The sequence below is a fragment of the Burkholderia sp. THE68 genome (assembly GCF_009938265.1).
Lineage (GTDB): Bacteria > Pseudomonadota > Gammaproteobacteria > Burkholderiales > Burkholderiaceae > Caballeronia.
The window spans coordinates 177103-193030 of the sequence record NZ_AP022315.1 but is presented as its reverse complement, the minus strand read 5'-3'; the positions used below and the strand labels follow the sequence as shown (position 1 = coordinate 193030).

The following is a 15928-nucleotide window of genomic DNA, read 5'->3' as shown; positions in this document are numbered from 1 at the left end:
GTCAGAACGTTAGTGCGTCGCGCCGTTCGCCGCGCCTTCCTGGGCGCCTGCGAGCTGGGCGATGCGCTGCTCGTACAGCGCCTGGAAGTTGATTTCCGCGAGGTGGATCGGCGGAAAACCGGCGCGCGTGATCGCGTCCGCGATATTCGAGCGCAGGTACGGGAACAGAATGGTCGGGCACGCGATGCCGACGAGCGGATCGATTTGTTCAGCCGGGATATTGCGGATATCGAAGATGCCCGCCTGCTTCGCTTCGATCAGGAACGCGACCTTGCCCGCGACCTTCGCCGTGACGGTGCCCGTAACCAGCACTTCAAAGACGCTTTCGGCGAGGCGGTCGGCCTTCACGTCGACTTCCACTTCGACCGACGGCATTTCCTGTTCGAGGAAGATCGCGGGCGAGTTCGGCTGCTCGAGCGACATGTCCTTCAGGTAAATGCGCTGGATGTTGAAAAACGGCTGGTTGTTATCGTCGGACATAGTGATTTCCTAGGTGAATCGAGGTGCGGCGCGCGTAGTTCACGTTGTGGCGCGCGCCGCAAGTGTATCTTCATACGGATTCGAGCAGCGGCACGAGACCGCCTTTGCGGTCGAGCGCCGACAGATCGTCGTAGCCGCCGACATGGGTTTCGCCGATGTAGACCTGCGGCACGGTGCGCCGTCCGGTGCGCGTCATCATTTCCTCGCGCCGGCCCGGTTCACGGTCGATCAGGATCTTCTCGATCGCGTCGACCCCGCGGGACTTTAAAAGACGTTCGGCCATCTGGCAATACGGGCACACGACCGTGCTGTACATCACGACTTTCTTCACTTGACTGCTCCTTGTTTCACCACCGGCATGCCTGCCTTTTGCCAGGCGTCTACTCCGCCTTGCAAAACGTGGACCTCGGCGTAACCCGCCTCGGCCACGGTGCGGCTCGCGCGCTGCGATTCCTGACCGGTTTGGCATACAAGCACGACCGGATTGCTCTTATTCTTCGCGATCTGGCCGATTTTTGCAGGAAGCTCCGTCAGTTCGATGTTCCGTGCCGACGGCAGATGGCCCTTAGCGAATTCCGCCGCCGGCCGTAGATCGACGACCACGGCGTTGCGCCGGTTGATGAGCGTGGTGGCTTCGGCGGCGGAAATGCCGCCGCGCCCGCGCCGCGTGATGGCGGGCCACAGGAGCAGTGCGCCGGAAACGAGCGCGATGACGATAAGTGCGATATTCGTGTAATCAGTGAAAAACTTCACGTCGAGGGCCGCCGAAATTTAGTAGGAAAGGAAGAAAGGGAAATGAGGGCAATCGCGGCATTATAAAATAACCGTTTCCCGCGATGGCCTCTGCCGTCCGGCCGATGGCGGCACCCCGCCAGCACGCGCAGGATGACAGGGTGCGATCGGCACACCCGCTTTTCCAACTGACCGACCGACATCATGTACAAGCTAGTGCTCATCCGCCACGGCGAATCGACGTGGAACAAGGAAAATCGCTTCACCGGCTGGGTCGACGTCGACCTGACCGAGCAGGGCAACCGCGAGGCGCGTCAGGCCGGCGTGCTCCTGAAGGAAGCCGGCTATAAATTCGACATCGCCTACACGTCGGTGCTCAAGCGCGCGATCCGCACGCTGTGGCACGTGCAGGACGAGATGGACCAGATGTACATCCCGGTCGTGCATTCGTGGCGCCTGAACGAGCGCCACTACGGCGCGCTTGCGGGTCTCAACAAGGCCGAAACGGCGAAGAAGTACGGCGACGATCAGGTGCTCGTCTGGCGCCGCAGCTACGACACGCCGCCGCCCGCGCTCGAACCGGGCGACGAACGCGCGTCCTTCAACGATCCGCGCTACGCGAAGGTGCCGCGCGAGCAGTTGCCGCTGACCGAATGCCTGAAGGACACCGTCGCGCGCGTGCTGCCGGTCTGGAACGAATCGATCGCACCGGCCATCAAGTCGGGCAAGCAGGTCGTGATTTCGGCGCACGGCAACTCGATCCGCGCGCTCGTGAAGTATCTGGACAATATTTCCGACCAGGACATCGTCGGCTTGAACATCCCGAACGGCGTGCCGCTCGTGTATGAACTCGACGAAAACCTGAAGCCCATCAAGCATTACTACCTGGGCGATCCTGAAGCCATCGCGGCGGCGCAGGCCGCTGTCGCCAAGCAGGGCAAGGCGGGCTGATGCCCCGTCGCGGGCCGGGCGAGGTCCGGTCCGCGATCCGATTCGTGTGTCCAGAGCACGGCATCAAAGTGCGCTGGACGCATATGACGCGCGGCTGACGGCTGGCCGGCGGCATCGACAGATTCTCGTTGAAACGTGCGCAACCCTACGCTGCGAGGCATCAACGCCTCAGGCATTTAAGTTGCGTTTAAGTCGTCAATCAAGACGAGCAGGTATACTGGCCCGTCACCTACGATGCAGCCCATACGCTTCCGACCGCACTCTCTATGCGAAAGAACCTGAAAAATTTCGGCCTGGTCGCCGCAGGCGTTGCTGCCGGCGTACTCGCAACTCTGCAGATTTCCGCATCCGCACAGCAATCCACCACCACGCCGTTGCCGCTCGAACAATTGCGGCTTTTCGCCGAGGTTTTCGGGCAAATCAAGCACGAATACGTCGAACCGGTCGACGATAAAAAGCTCCTCACCGCCGCCATCAAGGGCATGGTGTCGAGCCTCGACCCGCACTCGTCGTATCTCGACAAGACCGATTACGAAGAGCTGCAGGAGCAGACCAAGGGCCGCTTCGCGGGTCTCGGCATCGAAATCTCGTCGGAAGACGGGCTCATCAAGGTGATTTCGCCGATCGAAGACACGCCGGCGTTCCGCGCCGGCATCCGTCCGGGCGACCTCATCACGCGCATCAACGACAAGCCGGTGCGCGGCATGACGCTGGACAAGGCGGTCAAGCAGATGCGCGGCGAACCGGGCACCAAGGTCACGCTCACGATCTTCCGCAAGAGCGACGACCGCACCTTCCCGCTCACCGTCACGCGCGCCGTGATCCGCGTGCAGTCGGTGAAGATGAAGGTGCCGGAGCCGGGCTACGGCTATATCCGTATCACGAGCTTCCAGGAGCGCACGGTGCCTGATCTCGCCGCGAAGCTGCAGGATCTCGCGCGCCAGCAACCGAACCTGAAGGGTCTCGTGCTCGATCTGCGCAACAACGGCGGCGGGCTGCTGCAAAGCGCGGTCGGCGTCGCGGGCGCGTTCCTGCCGGATAACTCGGTGGTCGTGTCGACCAATGGACAGATCGCGGATGCAAAGCAGACTTTCCGCGACACCTACGACAACTACCGTCTGCCGTCCTTCGATTCCGATCCGCTGAAGAGCGTGCCGGAAATCTTCAAGAAGGTGCCGATGGTCGTACTGACCAACGCGTACTCGGCGTCTGCCTCGGAAATCGTCGCGGGCGCGCTGCAGGATCATCATCGCGCGCTGATCGTCGGCAAGACGACGTTCGGCAAGGGCTCGGTGCAGACCGTGCGCCCGATGACCGCCGACTCCGCGCTGCGCCTGACGACGGCTTATTACTACACGCCGAGCGGCAAGTCGATCCAGAACCAGGGCGTGCGTCCTGACGTTCCGGTCGATCAATACGCGGACGGCGATCCGGACGACGCGCTCGTCACGCGCGAAGTGGACTACTCGAACCACCTCGCCAACACGCAGGACCCGAACGAGAAGAAGGAGCAGGAGGCGCGCGAGGCGGATCGCCTGGAGCAACTGCGCATTCTCGAAGAGCAGAACGACAAGAAGACGCCCGAGCAGCGCCGCAAGGATCGCGAGCGCAAGCCGGTCGAGTTCGGCAGCGCGGACGACTTCATGCTCCAGCAGGGTTTGAACAAGCTCGAAGGCAAGCAGGTCGTCGAATCGAAGTCGTACAGCGAACGCAAGCTTGCGCAGAACAAGCCGCCGCGTTCGGCGTCGGCACCGGTCGTGGCGCCTCCGGCGTTGCCGGCCACGCCGGGTTCCGCGCCGGCGTCGGGCGCGCAGCCGGCTTCGTCGCCGACCGCGCAGCAGCAGTCGAAGTAATCGACCTGTAGTCCTGCAAAAGGCTTCGCAACGTGACGTTGCGAAGCCTTTTCTCTTTTGCGCGCTTAGAATGCTTCGTTCGAGCAAGCCGATTCTTTCCGCGATGAACGACGATCAACTCCTTCGCTATTCCCGCCATATCCTCGTCGATGAAATCGGCATCGAGGCGCAGCAGCGCTTTCTCGACGCGCACGCGATCATCATCGGCGCGGGCGGCCTTGGCGCACCCGCGGCGATGTATCTCGCGGCGGCGGGCGTCGGCAGGATCACGCTGGTGGACGCCGATACCGTCGATCTCACGAATCTGCAGCGGCAGATCGTGCATATGACGCGAGCGGTCGGCACGCTCAAGGTGGAATCGGCGCGTGAGACCTTGAACGCGCTGAATCCCGGTGTCGACGTCATCGCGGTGAACGCCCGCGCCGACGCGGCATGGCTCGACGCCAACGTGCCGGGCGCATCCGTCGTGCTCGATTGCAGCGACAACTTCGCGACGCGCCATGCGATCAACGCGACCTGCGTCGCGCACGGCGTGCCGCTCGTGTCGGGCGCGGCCTTGCGCTTCGATGGACAGATCAGCACCTTCGATTTCCGCTCGGCGGATTCGCCTTGCTATGCGTGCGTGTTTCCGCCAGATCAGTCGTTCGAGGAAGTCGCGTGCTCGACGATGGGCGTGTTCGCGCCGACCGTCGGCATCATCGGCGCGATGCAGGCGGCCGAGGCACTGCGCGTGATCGGCGGCTTCGGCGAAACGCTCGCTGGCCGGCTGATGATGCTCGACTCGCTGCGCATGGAGTGGAACACGATGAAGATCGCGCGGCAGAAGGATTGCCCGGTCTGTGGAAACGCGAAGTTGCAGGAAGCGGCGCGTTAATTACGTCAGGTCCTGAACCGAAGAGCGGGTGAACTTGCTCCGTCACGCGGATCTTTTCGTGAGAGCGAGCAGCGGATTGTCCTGGCTCGCGTGGGCCGGTCTAAATCTTCTGCAACGCAGCCAACGCCGCCTGCAACTCCGCAGGCTCATAAGCCGCAAGCACGTCCGCGACCGGCTTTTCGAAAGCCTTCAGATTGGAACGCAAAATCTCCTGCTTAACGACAAGCAACTGACTCGGATGCATCGAGAATTCAGTCAGCCCAAGCCCGAGCAACAGACGCGTGACCGCAGGATCACCCGCCATTTCCCCACACACCGACACCGGCACACCCGCGCGCTTCGCCTCGCGCAGCGTGAAGGCGATCAGATTCAGCACCGCCGGATGAAGCGGATCGTAGAGATGCGCGACCGAGTTGTCCGCGCGATCGATCGCGAGCGTGTACTGGATCAGATCGTTCGTACCGATCGACAGAAAATCGAGCCGGCTCAGAAACAGCCGCACCGCGATGGCCGCCGCGGGAATCTCGATCATCGCGCCGACCTGAACCTGCCGGTCATACGCGACGCCCTCTTCGTCAAGCTGACGCTTCGCCTCGCGGATCAGATCGAGCGTCTGGTCGATCTCCTGCGCGTGCGCGAGCATCGGAATCAGGATCTTGGTCGGGCCAAACGCCGACGCGCGCAGGATCGCGCGCAGTTGCGTGATGAACATCTGCGGCTCCGACAGGCTCCAGCGGATCGCGCGCAGGCCCAGCGCCGGGTTGGGCGCGGTCTCGTAGCCATCGCCGCCGCTCATCGAATCGAGCGGCTTGTCGGCGCCGACGTCGATCGTGCGGATCGTCACCGGCTTGCCGTTCATCAGTTCGACCGCGCGCTTGTACGCCTCGAATTGCTCCTCTTCCTCCGGCAACTGATCCTTGTGGTTCATGAAGAGGAATTCGGTACGAAACAGACCGACGCCCATCGCGCCCGCTTCGACGGCGGCCTGCGCGTCGTCCGGCAACTCGATGTTCGCGCACAGCTCGATCTTCGTGCCGCAAAGCGTCTGCGTCGGCGAGAACTTCAGGCGCTGCAGCTTGCGCTGTTCGAGCACCTTCTCGCTTTGCCGATACGAATACTCTTCGAGGACGATCGGCGCCGGATCGACGATCACGATGCCATGATCCCCGTCGACGATGATGAGATCGTTCTGGCGAATCAGCGCGCTCGCCTGCTGCACGCCCACCGACGCCGGAATGCCGAGACTGCGCGCGACGATCGCGGTATGCGAGGTGCGCCCGCCCAGATCGGTGACGAAACCCTTGAACGCCTGCGTCTTGAACTGGAGCATGTCCGCCGGCGCGATGTCGTGCGCGACGACGATCATCTCGTTGTGGCCGTTGCTCTCGGCCGTGTGAACGACGAGCGATGCGGCCGTCGGCGCGCCCGCGAGCGCTTTCAGAAGACGCTCGACGACCTGCTCGACGTCGGCCTTGCGTTCGCGCAGGTATTCGTCTTCGATCTCGTCGAAATAGCCGCCGAGGATTTCCAGTTGTTCGGTAAGCGCCCACTCGACGTTGTAACGGCGCGTGCGGATGAGATCGATGACCTCCTGCACGAGCATGGCGTCGTTCAGGATCATCGTATGGACGTTGATGAACGCGCTCATTTCGCTGGGCGCGTCGGCGGACAGGTCTTCGCGCAGCGCTTCGAGCTCGGCGAGCACGCCCGCCTGCGCCGCGTGAAACCGGGCGATTTCCGCGTCGATCTGATCCGGTTCGATCAGGTAATGGTCTACGTCGAGCGCTGCCGGCGCGATCAGATACGCGCGCCCGATGGCGATGCCGCGTGAGACGGGAATTCCATGCAGCGTGAAGGACACGCGCACCTCCTCTAGTTTTGATTGTCCGCGGCCGCTCAAGCCCCCTCGGCGGGCGCAAACCGCGCGTCCATTATAAATTCGAATGTCGTGGCAAGTCCCCCCACACATTGTTGCGTGAGGGACAAGACAGTTGCGCGCAATCTGAGAAATGCGCGGCGCGGACGCAAAAAAGCCGCGTCGATGCGCGGCTCTTCATGTGCTCGATACGACGAAGCGCTTACTGCCCTTCTCCGAACTTGTCGGCGATCAATGCGAGGATCGCCTGCATCGCTTCGGTTTCGTCGGCGCCTTCGGTTTCGATCGTCACCGTGCTGCCGATGCCCGCCGCCAGCATCATCACGCCCATGATGCTTTTCGCGTTGATCCGGCGACCGTTGCGGCTCATCCAGATCTCGCATTGAAAGTTGCCCGCCAGTTGCGTGAGCTTCGCGGATGCGCGTGCGTGGAGCCCCAGCTTGTTCACGATTGTTGTTTCTTGTTGCAGCATGATGCTCCGGAACGCTAGATGGATGAATTGAGCGGCGTCAGTGGCTGGCGGCCTTGGCGCTGACGAGATCGGCGCTCGCCGAGCATGCCGGGTCCGGCGAGCCGGCCGCCTTCGTCGCGAGGGCGCAGGGATTGAGCGGCGTGGACGAATCCAGTTCCTGGATGCCCTTCGAGCCGCCCTGCAGAATCTTTTCGGTGAGCGTGTCGAGCGGCGTCGCGCGATAGCAGACGGCGCGCACCAGCATCGGCAGATTGCAGCCGGCGAGCACGCGCACGTCGGTGTCGTGCAGGCTCGCCGCGATATTCGCGGGCGTCGCACCGAACACGTCGGTCAGCACGATTGCGCCGTTGTCTTCCTTCAGACGATCGATTTCCGAGCGCGCGAACGCGCGGACTTCGACGGGATCGCAGTCGGGCGACACATCGATGACGCCGATGCGCGCCGGAAGACCGCCGTAGATATGAGCCACGCACTCGCGTAGCGCGGTGGCGAAAGGTGCGTGCGCGATGATCAGGATGCCAGCCATGTCAGGTATTGCCCCAGCACAATTTTAGCGACAAAAGTCAGACGATAACGTCTGTTCGCTCGAATGCGCGCGAGCGGCGCGGAACACAACGCTAAAGTGGATGCGGTTCGGGCGGATATCAACCGCCTTCCGCTTCCATGACTCCCAGCCTGCGCCTCGATGCTTAAACGCGCTTTAAGACGCGATCGCACCCCAAAACGACAGGCGACGGAAAATCAATTGTAACAGTCCCGTCGAGGTGAGTTTGAAGCGCTGTCCGCGCCCGTTCCGTGCGCCGGCAGACTCAGTGCGCCGCGCGTTCGAGCGCGTCGATGAACATGCCCGCGACGTCGAAGCCAGTCTGATCCATGATTTCGCGGAAGCACGTCGGGCTCGTGACATTGACTTCGGTCAGATAGTCGCCGATCGCATCCAGCCCGGCCAGCAACAGGCCGCGCGCCTGAAGCACCGGCCCAAGCGTCTCGGCGATTTCGCGATCGCGCGCCGACAGCGGCTGCGCGCGGCCAAGCCCGCCCGCCGCGAGATTGCCGCGCACTTCGCTGCCCTGCGGAATGCGCGCGAGCGAGTACGGCACGGGCTGTCCGCCGATCACGAGAATGCGCTTGTCGCCGTCCGTGATCTCGGGGATGAACTTCTGCGCCATCACCGTGCGTGCGCCGTCTTCTGACAACATCTCGACGATCGAGCCGAGATTCATGCCGTCCGCCTTCACGCGGAACACGCCCATGCCGCCCATGCCGTCGAGCGGCTTGAGAATGACGTCGCCATGTTCTGCGTGGAATGCGCGCAGGCGCGCGGCGTCACGCGTGACGAGCGTCGGCGTGACGAACTGCGGCCATTCCGCGATGGCCAGCTTCTCGGAGTGATCGCGGATCGCCTGCGGCTTGTTGAAGACGCGCGCGCCGTTGCGCTCGGCGATTTCCAGCAGCCAGGTCGAATTCACGTATTCGAGGTCGAACGGCGGGTCCTTGCGCATCAGCACGGCGTCGAAATGCGTGAGCGGCAGATGCTCGGCCTGCTCGGCCGCGTACCACGGCCAGCGGTCGCTGTTCGCCTCGTCGCCGACGATCGCGATGCGCCGCACACCCGCCTCGACGCTCGCGCCCGTCCACGCGAGATGCTGCGGCTCGCACGCGTAGAGCACGTGGCCGCGCCGCGCGGCTTCGGCCATCATCGCGTAGGTCGTGTCCTTGTAGATCTTGAAGCGATCGAGCGGGTCGGCGATAAAGAGGATGTTCATGGGAATTCGCTAGTTCGGTGCGCGGCCTGCGAGCTTACCGCAAGCCGCCATTTCGCACTTGATCACACCTGAATGGCTTCCGGATCGGTCTTTTCGAGTTCAACCGATGCCGCCAGCAGCCCGAGCCGCGCCACCACGCCATACATGTAGAAGCGGTTCGGCGGCGCCGCGCCGGGTTTCGCGTGGGTATCGGGCAGCGCGGTGTGCTCGAAGCCGAGCGGCACGAAATGCATGCCCGGCGCGTTGAGGTTCTGATCGCGCTCGCGCGACTCGTGCACGCGATAAAAACCGCCGACCACATACCGGTCGATCATATACACCACCGGCTCCGCGACCGCGTTCTCCACGCGCTCGAAGGTATGCACGCCTTCCTGAACGATCACGTCGTGGACTTGCAGCCCTTCCTTCGCGTCGTTCATCTTCGTGCGTTCGCGCTTGGTCAGCGCCGCGACTTCGCTCGCGTCGTGCACCGTCATCACGCCCTTGCCGTAAGTGCCGGCGTCGGCCTTGATGACGACATACGGACGCTCGCTGATGCCGTACTCGCGATACTTCTTCGCGATCTTCTTCAGCACGCCGTCGATGGCCTCGGTGAGTGCTTCCTCGCCGGTGCGCGCCTCGTAATCCACGCCTTCGACGTGCGCGAAGTACGGATTCACCATCCACGGATCGATCTCGACCAGCTTCGAGAACTTCTTCGCGACGTCGTCATAGCAGGAGAAATGCGTCGACTTGCGGCGCACCGCCCAGCCCGCGTGCAGCGGCGGCAGCAGATACTGTTCGTGCAGATTTTCCAGCACGGGCGGAATGCCGGCCGAAAGATCGTTGTTGAGCAGAATCGAGCAGGGATCGAAATTCTTCAGGCCGAGTCGCCGCGGCGTGCGTTCGAGCGGTTCCAGCACGATCTTCTGGCCATCTGCGAGCGCGATGGTCACGGGGCCGTGGATGTTCTCGTCGAGCGTGCCGAAGCGGATATTGAGTCCGGCCTGACGCATGATCAGCGCGAGCCGCGCGACGTTCTCGAGATAGAACGCGTTGCGCGTGTGGCGCTCCGGAATGACGAGCAGATTCTTCGCGTCGGGGCAGATTTTCTCGATCGACGCCATCGCTGCCTGCACCGCGAGCGGCAGCACTTCCTGCGGCAGATTGTTGAAGCCGCCGGGAAAGAGATTGGTGTCGACCGGCGCGAGCTTGAACCCCGCGTTGCGCAGATCGACGGAACAGTAAAACGGCGGCGTGTGCTCTTGCCATTCGAGCCGGAACCACCGCTCGATGGAAGGCATGGCCTCGAGGATCTTCCGCTCGAGATCGAGCAGCGGGCCATTCAACGCCGTTACCAGGTGGGGAACCATTGATTACTCGCGAGCTTTGCATGGGACCAGTGCAAGCGCGAGCGCCAGTCCTGGTCGACACAGGGGAGGGAAAGATTGTAGAGCAATTGCTTTGCCTAATTGGGTATGAACCGCCAATTGACAAGGTTTCCCGGCCTTGGCCGCGCGCTGCGTTCGACGAAAACCCGACGAAAAACGCAGAAAACGCCACCGCCAAAAAAAGGCCCGCCGTGAAGGCGGGCCAAGTCGCTGCGCTCGTTCTGTCGCGCCGGACCGGTGCGCCTCGCGGCGACCGGCTGCGGCGCAATGCTCATTCGACGTGCTCGCCGTGCAGCGTGACGTCGAGACCTTCGCGTTCCTGTTCTTCCGTGACGCGCAGGCCCATGGTCATGTCGATGATCTTCAGCAACACGAAGCTGACGACGCCGCTGTAGACCAGCGTGACGAGCACGCCCTTCGCCTGCACCAGCACGCTGCCGTCGAAACCGCCGATATCCTTCACCGCGAACACGCCCGTCAGCAGCGCGCCGATGATCCCGCCCACGCCGTGCACGCCGAACGCATCGAGCGAGTCGTCGTAGTTGAACTTGTGCTTGAGCCAGGTTGCCGACCAGAAGCAGACCACGCCCGCGACGATGCCGATCACGATCGCGCCCGTCACGCCGACGAAGCCCGAAGCCGGCGTCACCGCCACCAGACCCGCGACCGCGCCCGAGATGATGCCGAGCACCGACGGCTTGCCCTTCGTGATCCACTCCGCGAACATCCAGCCGAATGCGGCGAAGGCGGTGGCGATCTGCGTCGTGAGCATCGCGAAGCCGGCGCGGCCGTCAGCCGCGACTGCCGAACCCGCGTTGAAGCCGAACCAGCCCACCCACAGCATCGATGCGCCGATCAGCGAGAGCACGAGGTTGTGCGGCGCCATCACTTCGCGGCCGTAGCCGACGCGCTTGCCGAGCACCAGACAGCACATCAGGCCCGCGATACCGGCGTTGATGTGAACCACCGTGCCGCCCGCGAAGTCGAGCACGCCAGCCGATGCGAGCCAGCCGGTCGGTTCCCAGACCATGTGCGCGACCGGCGAGTAGACCAGCAGCGACCACAGCGTCATGAACACGAGCATCGCCGAGAACTTCATGCGGTCGGCGAATGCGCCGGTGATGAGCGCGGGCGTGATGATCGCGAAGGTCAGCTGGAACGCGAAGTAGACCGACTCGGGAATGGTCGTGGCGAGGTGGCTCACGGTGAGCGTGGTCGCCTTGTCGCCCTTGATGTAGGCCATGCCGTGCAGGAACACGCGCGAGAAGCCGCCAATGAACGAGCCACCCGGCGTGAACGCGATGCTGTAGCCCACGACGGTCCAGAGAATCGTCACGAGACAGCAGATCGCGAAGCTCTGCATCACCGTGGCGAGCACGTTCTTCTTGCGCACCATGCCGGCGTAGAAGAGCGCGAGACCCGGGATCGTCATGAAGAGCACGAGGGCGACCGAGGTCAGCATCCAGGCGGTGTCGCCCGAGCTGATCTTGGACGAATCGATCATGACGGGCTCGGTCGGCGCGGCCGGCGCTGCATCCGACGCGCCCGACGCTGCCGCTGCCGCCGATGCGGCATCGGCAGACGAAGCCGACGCCGTGTTGGCGGAAGCCGGTGCACTTGCGGCGGTCTCGGACGACGCGGGTGCCGAGGCAGCGGCCGGAGCGGACGCATCCTGGGCGAGAGCGGTGCCGACATTCGCGCCGATCAGCGCGCCCGCCACCAACAGTGACATCAAAAAGTTACGCATTCTTCTGGTTCCTCTTATCGCCAATTTCTTGTTAGAGCGCGTCGGCGCCGGTCTCGCCGGTGCGGATGCGAATGACCTGTTCGATTGCGGTGACGAAAATCTTTCCGTCGCCGATCTTCCCCGTGCGCGCTGCGCGTTCCACGGCTTCGATCGCCTGATCGACGATGTCGTCGGAAACGGCCGCTTCGATCTTCACTTTCGGCAGGAAGTCGACGACGTACTCCGCGCCCCGATAAAGCTCGGTATGCCCTTTCTGTCGGCCGAAGCCTTTCACCTCGGTCACGGTGATGCCCGAGACGCCGATGGCCGACAGCGCTTCGCGCGCTTCGTCCAGCTTGAACGGCTTGATGATTGCGGTAATGAGCTTCATGTATGCCTCGCTGTGGTGTGCTGATCCTTCGTTGCGTTCTAAAGCGGGTGCGCTGGGTTTAACCGCCACGTCCGCCCTTGCTGGGCCGCTCAGAGAAGCGTGCAGAAAAGGTCCGCGCCACTTATGCAACTCGTATGCCATGCGAGTGTTCATGCGGGATTGGGCGGTTTACGGAAACCTTCCGTCGAAGGGGTAGGCCGAACGGCCAACGTGCGCCGCACGTGCTGGCGCCGGGGTGTGTTCGTTGCTAGAGTGGTCGCAAGGTCCCGCAAAAAGGGGCATGGGCGGACAACGCGAGGGCGCGGCAGCGCTAAAATCGCGGCGCCTCGAAGGTGCTCCGAGGCGCGCTGGCGTGGTCGGCGGCGCGCACCAATTTCGAACATTCGATAATTCGGGGCACTGACCTAACAATGAATGCACTTTTTTAGTGCAAGAAGGGAGAAACGATGAAGCAGCCCAACGACGTTTTCAACGATCTGCAGCAGAAGATGAGCGATCTCTTCAAGAACTCGCCTGCGAAAGACGTCGAAAAAAACATGAAGGCGATGCTTTCGCAGGGCTTCTCGAAGCTGGATCTCGTGACGCGCGAGGAATTCGACACGCAGACGCAAGTGCTCGTGCGAACGCGCGCCCGTCTGGAAGAACTCGAAAAGCGTGTCGCGCAACTGGAGCAGCGTCTCGCGAATGGCGCGGGCGCCTCCTCCGCCCAGGACTGACGCGCCAGAACCGCCCTACTGCATACCTCGGCTAGCGAGCCGTGAGTTTCTAGTTCCATTGCCGGCGCGGTCATTGCGCCGTTTCAGGTGAAATCATGTCGCTTGCCGTGGTACGCAGCCGCGCGCCCGCTCCTGGGCGCGCGCCCGAAGTCGTCGTCGAAGTTCATCTCGCCAACGGGTTGCCGTCGTTCTCGATCGTCGGCCTGCCCGATCTTGAAGTCCGCGAAAGCCGTGAGCGCGTGCGCGCCGCGCTGCAGAACTGCGGCTTCGACTTTCCCGTCCGCAGAATCACCGTCAATCTCGCGCCCGCCGATCTGCCGAAGGAATCCGGGCGCTTCGATCTGCCGATCGCGCTCGGCATACTCGCCGCGAGCGGGCAGATTCCGGCCGAATCGCTGGAGCATCGCGAGTTCGCGGGGGAGCTTTCGCTGACCGGCGCGCTGCGCCCGATGCGCGGCGCCTTCGCGATGGTCTGCGGCGCGGCTCGTCATTACGCATCGATGCGCGATGCAGACACGCGCATCCCGGAAATCTACGTGCCGCTCGCGAGCGCGCTGGAGGCCGCGCTGGTGCCGGGCATCGACGTGTTCGGCGCGGCGGACCTGCCGACGCTCTGCGCGCATCTGAACGGCGTGCCCGACGCGCGGCTCCGGCCGGTGCAGGCCGTGCCGCTTCCCGCAGCCGCCGCGCCGTTCGCCGATCTCGCCGATGTCATCGGCCATCCCGCCGCGCGGCGCGCGCTGGAAGTCGCCGCGGCGGGCGGTCATCATCTGCTGATGGTCGGTCCGCCCGGCGCGGGCAAGTCCATGCTCGCCGCGCGCCTGCCGGGCCTGCTTCCGCCGATGAACGACGACGAAGCCCTCACGTCCGCCGCGATCCTCTCGGCAAGTTCCATCGGCTTCACGCCCGAGCAATGGCGGCGCAGGCCGTTTCGCGCGCCGCATCACTCGTCGAGCGCGGCGGCGCTCGTCGGCGGGCGGAATCCGCCGCAGCCCGGAGAAATCACGCTCGCGCATCTCGGCGTGCTGTTTCTCGATGAACTTCCCGAATTCGACCGCAAAGTGCTCGAAACCCTGCGCGAGCCGCTCGAAGTCGGGCAGATCACCATCTCGCGCGCCGCGCAGCAAGCCGACTTTCCGGCCGCGTGCCAGCTCGTCGCGGCGATGAACCCGTGTCCGTGCGGCTGGCGTGGCGATCCGAGCGGACGCTGCCGCTGCTCGCCCGACGTCGCCGCGCGCTATCTGCGCAAGTTGTCCGGGCCGTTGATGGATCGCATCGACATTCAGATCGAGTTGCCGGCGCTCTCGCCTGCGGAACTGTCGGCGCGAGACGCGCGGCGCGGCGAGTCGAGCGCCGTGGTCGCGGCGCGCGTCGCGGCGGCGCGGGACGTTCAGACGCGGCGTCAGGGCAAGACCAATCGCGAGCTGGATGGCCGCGAAGCCGATCAGGTCTGCCGTCCCGATGCCGCAGGCGAAGCATTGTTGCGCACGTCGGGCGAACGCTTCGGCTGGTCGGCGCGCGCGTACTACCGCGTGCTGAAAGTCGTGCGGACGATCGCGGATCTCGCCGGCGCCGAGATGCCCGAGGCCGCCCACGTCGCCGAGGCGGTGCAGTATCGGCGCGTGCTGGCGGCCGCCTGAAGGCGATCCGGCGAAACTGGCCCGAGCCCTGCTAGTGGAAAACTGCTTGTCAAGACTTGACTTATGCACACTGAAGCGATCCGGGCCGCATTTTCCTCCGATCAAACCCCTGATTCGCGCTCATTTCGCAGACCATTGATTTTATTGAATTATTTAACTTGCCGCGAACGCAGGCAAAGTAACGTAAACCGCATCAATTGGGCTTTTGGGCGCTAGCGCACACTCTTTTCCACACAGTTATCCACAGACATTGTGGATAGCGGAAAAAGTCCATATGAATCCGTGGATTAGCGCGTAAACTTACGAAGGAACTTTGCTTTTCTTACACAGCCTAAGGGCCTTGTTAAGTCAGTGCTCGCAGAATTCGAAGGCTTCCTCTAAAACAGTTTGAAGGACGTAAAGAACTGGTCGGCCTGCTCCCGGGGCGGCGGCTTGTCAGACACGATCACAAGCTGATAAACATGCGCGCCGCGCGCGACGAACCGCGCATGGATCGTTCGCGCTTCGCGCTTCTCTCCGCTTTCTCCCTTCACTTCGATCTCGCTGCCGAGCACGCGACCGCCCGCCGCCAGTTCGATTTGCGTCGCGCGCGCGGATGGCGTCGCGTTCACGTTGCGCGCGAGGCCTTGCTGAAGAAAGTCGAGCGTCGCGCGCTGCAATGCCGGATCGGCGCTCGGCAGTACCACGGCGCCGACGGCGAACACCGCATCGCCGGCTTCGGCGGTCTGCATACGCATGGTCATCGGCTGACCGGCGATTTCGATTTTCCGTTCGTTCGCGCGCGGCTTCGCAGGCAACGTCACCTCGTAGCCGTCGTCGTTGTTCATCACCGTGCGCCAGTCATACGACGGCGTGCACGCGAGCAACGCGGCGCATGCGACAGATCCGCACAGCAGTCGCGCGGGCGAAGCAATCATCGGAAGAAAGCGCGCGACTGCGCGCCCAAAGCAGACAGGAACCACAGATAAAACTCGCTTCATGACGAATCGCAGCGTGAAAACCATCATTATCGCGCTGCAATGCCGGACCTATCGGCGCGTCACGAACTCATCCCGAAATTGGCGCTAGAATACGCAGCAGT

Annotated in this window: 16 protein-coding genes; 5 read left to right on the top strand and 11 right to left on the bottom strand. The window is 63.4% G+C overall.

Going from position 1 to position 15928, the window contains the following annotated elements:
- Nucleotides 1-9: 9 nt before the first annotated feature.
- The 3 genes from secB to BTHE68_RS00955 all read right to left on the bottom strand — a co-directional run bounded on the left by secB (nt 10) and on the right by BTHE68_RS00955 (nt 1233).
- Nucleotides 10-480 carry a protein-export chaperone SecB gene (secB, locus tag BTHE68_RS00965; protein ID WP_061172670.1) on the bottom strand — a complete coding sequence of 157 codons (471 nt, stop codon included), beginning with the start codon at nt 478-480 and terminating at the stop codon, nt 10-12.
- Nucleotides 481-550: 70 nt separating this feature from the next.
- The gene (gene grxC, locus BTHE68_RS00960) at nt 551-811 is read right to left on the bottom strand and encodes a glutaredoxin 3 (protein WP_061172669.1); all 261 of its coding nucleotides are present in this window, start codon (nt 809-811) and stop codon (nt 551-553) included.
- Nucleotides 808-1233, bottom strand: a complete 426-nt coding sequence (locus tag BTHE68_RS00955; protein ID WP_162064755.1) for a rhodanese-like domain-containing protein — start codon at nt 1231-1233, stop codon at nt 808-810. The genes grxC and BTHE68_RS00955 overlap by 4 nt, the downstream gene beginning before the upstream one ends.
- A gap of 183 nt (nt 1234-1416) precedes the next feature.
- On the opposite strand from BTHE68_RS00955, the gene gpmA reads away from it, so the two are divergent.
- From gpmA to BTHE68_RS00940, 3 genes are all read left to right on the top strand, one after another.
- The gene (gene gpmA, locus BTHE68_RS00950) at nt 1417-2163 is read left to right on the top strand and encodes a 2,3-diphosphoglycerate-dependent phosphoglycerate mutase (protein WP_162064754.1); all 747 of its coding nucleotides are present in this window, start codon (nt 1417-1419) and stop codon (nt 2161-2163) included.
- A 266-nt stretch (nt 2164-2429) separates the two neighbouring features.
- On the top strand, nt 2430-4016 hold the full coding sequence (locus BTHE68_RS00945) for a S41 family peptidase (RefSeq protein WP_162064753.1): 1587 nt from the start codon (nt 2430-2432) through the stop codon (nt 4014-4016).
- 103 nt (nt 4017-4119) lie between these two features.
- A complete protein-coding gene (locus BTHE68_RS00940; protein ID WP_162066729.1) occupies nt 4120-4890 on the top strand; it encodes a HesA/MoeB/ThiF family protein in 771 nt (256 codons plus the stop codon).
- Nucleotides 4891-4990: 100 nt separating this feature from the next.
- Here BTHE68_RS00940 and ptsP read toward each other — a convergent pair whose 3' ends face one another.
- The 7 genes from ptsP to BTHE68_RS00905 all read right to left on the bottom strand — a co-directional run bounded on the left by ptsP (nt 4991) and on the right by BTHE68_RS00905 (nt 12491).
- Complete coding sequence (gene ptsP / locus BTHE68_RS00935; protein WP_174257973.1) at nt 4991-6751, bottom strand: phosphoenolpyruvate--protein phosphotransferase; 1761 nt, start codon at nt 6749-6751, stop codon at nt 4991-4993.
- 217 nt (nt 6752-6968) lie between these two features.
- The gene (locus BTHE68_RS00930; protein ID WP_086966002.1) at nt 6969-7238 is read right to left on the bottom strand and encodes an HPr family phosphocarrier protein; all 270 of its coding nucleotides are present in this window, start codon (nt 7236-7238) and stop codon (nt 6969-6971) included.
- A gap of 37 nt (nt 7239-7275) precedes the next feature.
- Entirely contained in the window at nt 7276-7764 is a 489-nt protein-coding gene (locus tag BTHE68_RS00925) for a PTS sugar transporter subunit IIA (protein ID WP_035497527.1), read from the bottom strand.
- A 283-nt stretch (nt 7765-8047) separates the two neighbouring features.
- Nucleotides 8048-9004, bottom strand: a complete 957-nt coding sequence (gene gshB / locus BTHE68_RS00920; protein ID WP_162064751.1) for a glutathione synthase — start codon at nt 9002-9004, stop codon at nt 8048-8050.
- Between the two features lie 62 nt (nt 9005-9066).
- Complete coding sequence (gene gshA / locus BTHE68_RS00915) at nt 9067-10356, bottom strand: glutamate--cysteine ligase (protein WP_162064750.1); 1290 nt, start codon at nt 10354-10356, stop codon at nt 9067-9069.
- Nucleotides 10357-10645: 289 nt separating this feature from the next.
- Entirely contained in the window at nt 10646-12121 is a 1476-nt protein-coding gene (locus BTHE68_RS00910) for an ammonium transporter (RefSeq protein ID WP_162064749.1), read from the bottom strand.
- Nucleotides 12122-12152: 31 nt separating this feature from the next.
- The gene (locus BTHE68_RS00905; RefSeq protein WP_014190273.1) at nt 12153-12491 is read right to left on the bottom strand and encodes a P-II family nitrogen regulator; all 339 of its coding nucleotides are present in this window, start codon (nt 12489-12491) and stop codon (nt 12153-12155) included.
- Nucleotides 12492-12937: 446 nt separating this feature from the next.
- Here BTHE68_RS00905 and BTHE68_RS00900 point away from each other — a divergent pair, with 446 nt between their 5' ends.
- Together BTHE68_RS00900 and BTHE68_RS00895 are read left to right on the top strand one after the other, a co-directional pair.
- Nucleotides 12938-13207: an accessory factor UbiK family protein gene (locus tag BTHE68_RS00900; protein WP_162064748.1), complete on the top strand. Its 270-nt coding sequence runs from the start codon at nt 12938-12940 to the stop codon at nt 13205-13207.
- Nucleotides 13208-13302: 95 nt separating this feature from the next.
- Nucleotides 13303-14847: a YifB family Mg chelatase-like AAA ATPase gene (locus BTHE68_RS00895; RefSeq protein ID WP_162064747.1), complete on the top strand. Its 1545-nt coding sequence runs from the start codon at nt 13303-13305 to the stop codon at nt 14845-14847.
- Nucleotides 14848-15224: 377 nt separating this feature from the next.
- On the opposite strand, the gene BTHE68_RS00890 is transcribed toward BTHE68_RS00895, so the two are convergent.
- A complete protein-coding gene (locus BTHE68_RS00890; RefSeq protein ID WP_162064746.1) occupies nt 15225-15764 on the bottom strand; it encodes a hypothetical protein in 540 nt (179 codons plus the stop codon).
- Between the last annotated feature and the right edge of the window lie 164 nt (nt 15765-15928).

Coding starts and splice junctions, on each gene's coding strand:
- secB (WP_061172670.1), bottom strand. CDS start 480: ATGTCCGACGATAACAACCAGCCGTTTTTCAACATCCAGCGCATTTAC.
- gpmA (WP_162064754.1), top strand. CDS start 1,417: ATGTACAAGCTAGTGCTCATCCGCCACGGCGAATCGACGTGGAACAAG.
- BTHE68_RS00945 (WP_162064753.1), top strand. CDS start 2,430: ATGCGAAAGAACCTGAAAAATTTCGGCCTGGTCGCCGCAGGCGTTGCT.
- BTHE68_RS00940 (WP_162066729.1), top strand. CDS start 4,120: ATGAACGACGATCAACTCCTTCGCTATTCCCGCCATATCCTCGTCGAT.
- BTHE68_RS00930 (WP_086966002.1), bottom strand. CDS start 7,238: ATGCTGCAACAAGAAACAACAATCGTGAACAAGCTGGGGCTCCACGCA.
- BTHE68_RS00925 (WP_035497527.1), bottom strand. CDS start 7,764: ATGGCTGGCATCCTGATCATCGCGCACGCACCTTTCGCCACCGCGCTA.
- gshB (WP_162064751.1), bottom strand. CDS start 9,004: ATGAACATCCTCTTTATCGCCGACCCGCTCGATCGCTTCAAGATCTAC.
- gshA (WP_162064750.1), bottom strand. CDS start 10,356: ATGGTTCCCCACCTGGTAACGGCGTTGAATGGCCCGCTGCTCGATCTC.
- BTHE68_RS00910 (WP_162064749.1), bottom strand. CDS start 12,121: ATGCGTAACTTTTTGATGTCACTGTTGGTGGCGGGCGCGCTGATCGGC.
- BTHE68_RS00905 (WP_014190273.1), bottom strand. CDS start 12,491: ATGAAGCTCATTACCGCAATCATCAAGCCGTTCAAGCTGGACGAAGCG.
- BTHE68_RS00900 (WP_162064748.1), top strand. CDS start 12,938: ATGAAGCAGCCCAACGACGTTTTCAACGATCTGCAGCAGAAGATGAGC.
- BTHE68_RS00895 (WP_162064747.1), top strand. CDS start 13,303: ATGTCGCTTGCCGTGGTACGCAGCCGCGCGCCCGCTCCTGGGCGCGCG.
- BTHE68_RS00890 (WP_162064746.1), bottom strand. CDS start 15,764: ATGATTGCTTCGCCCGCGCGACTGCTGTGCGGATCTGTCGCATGCGCC.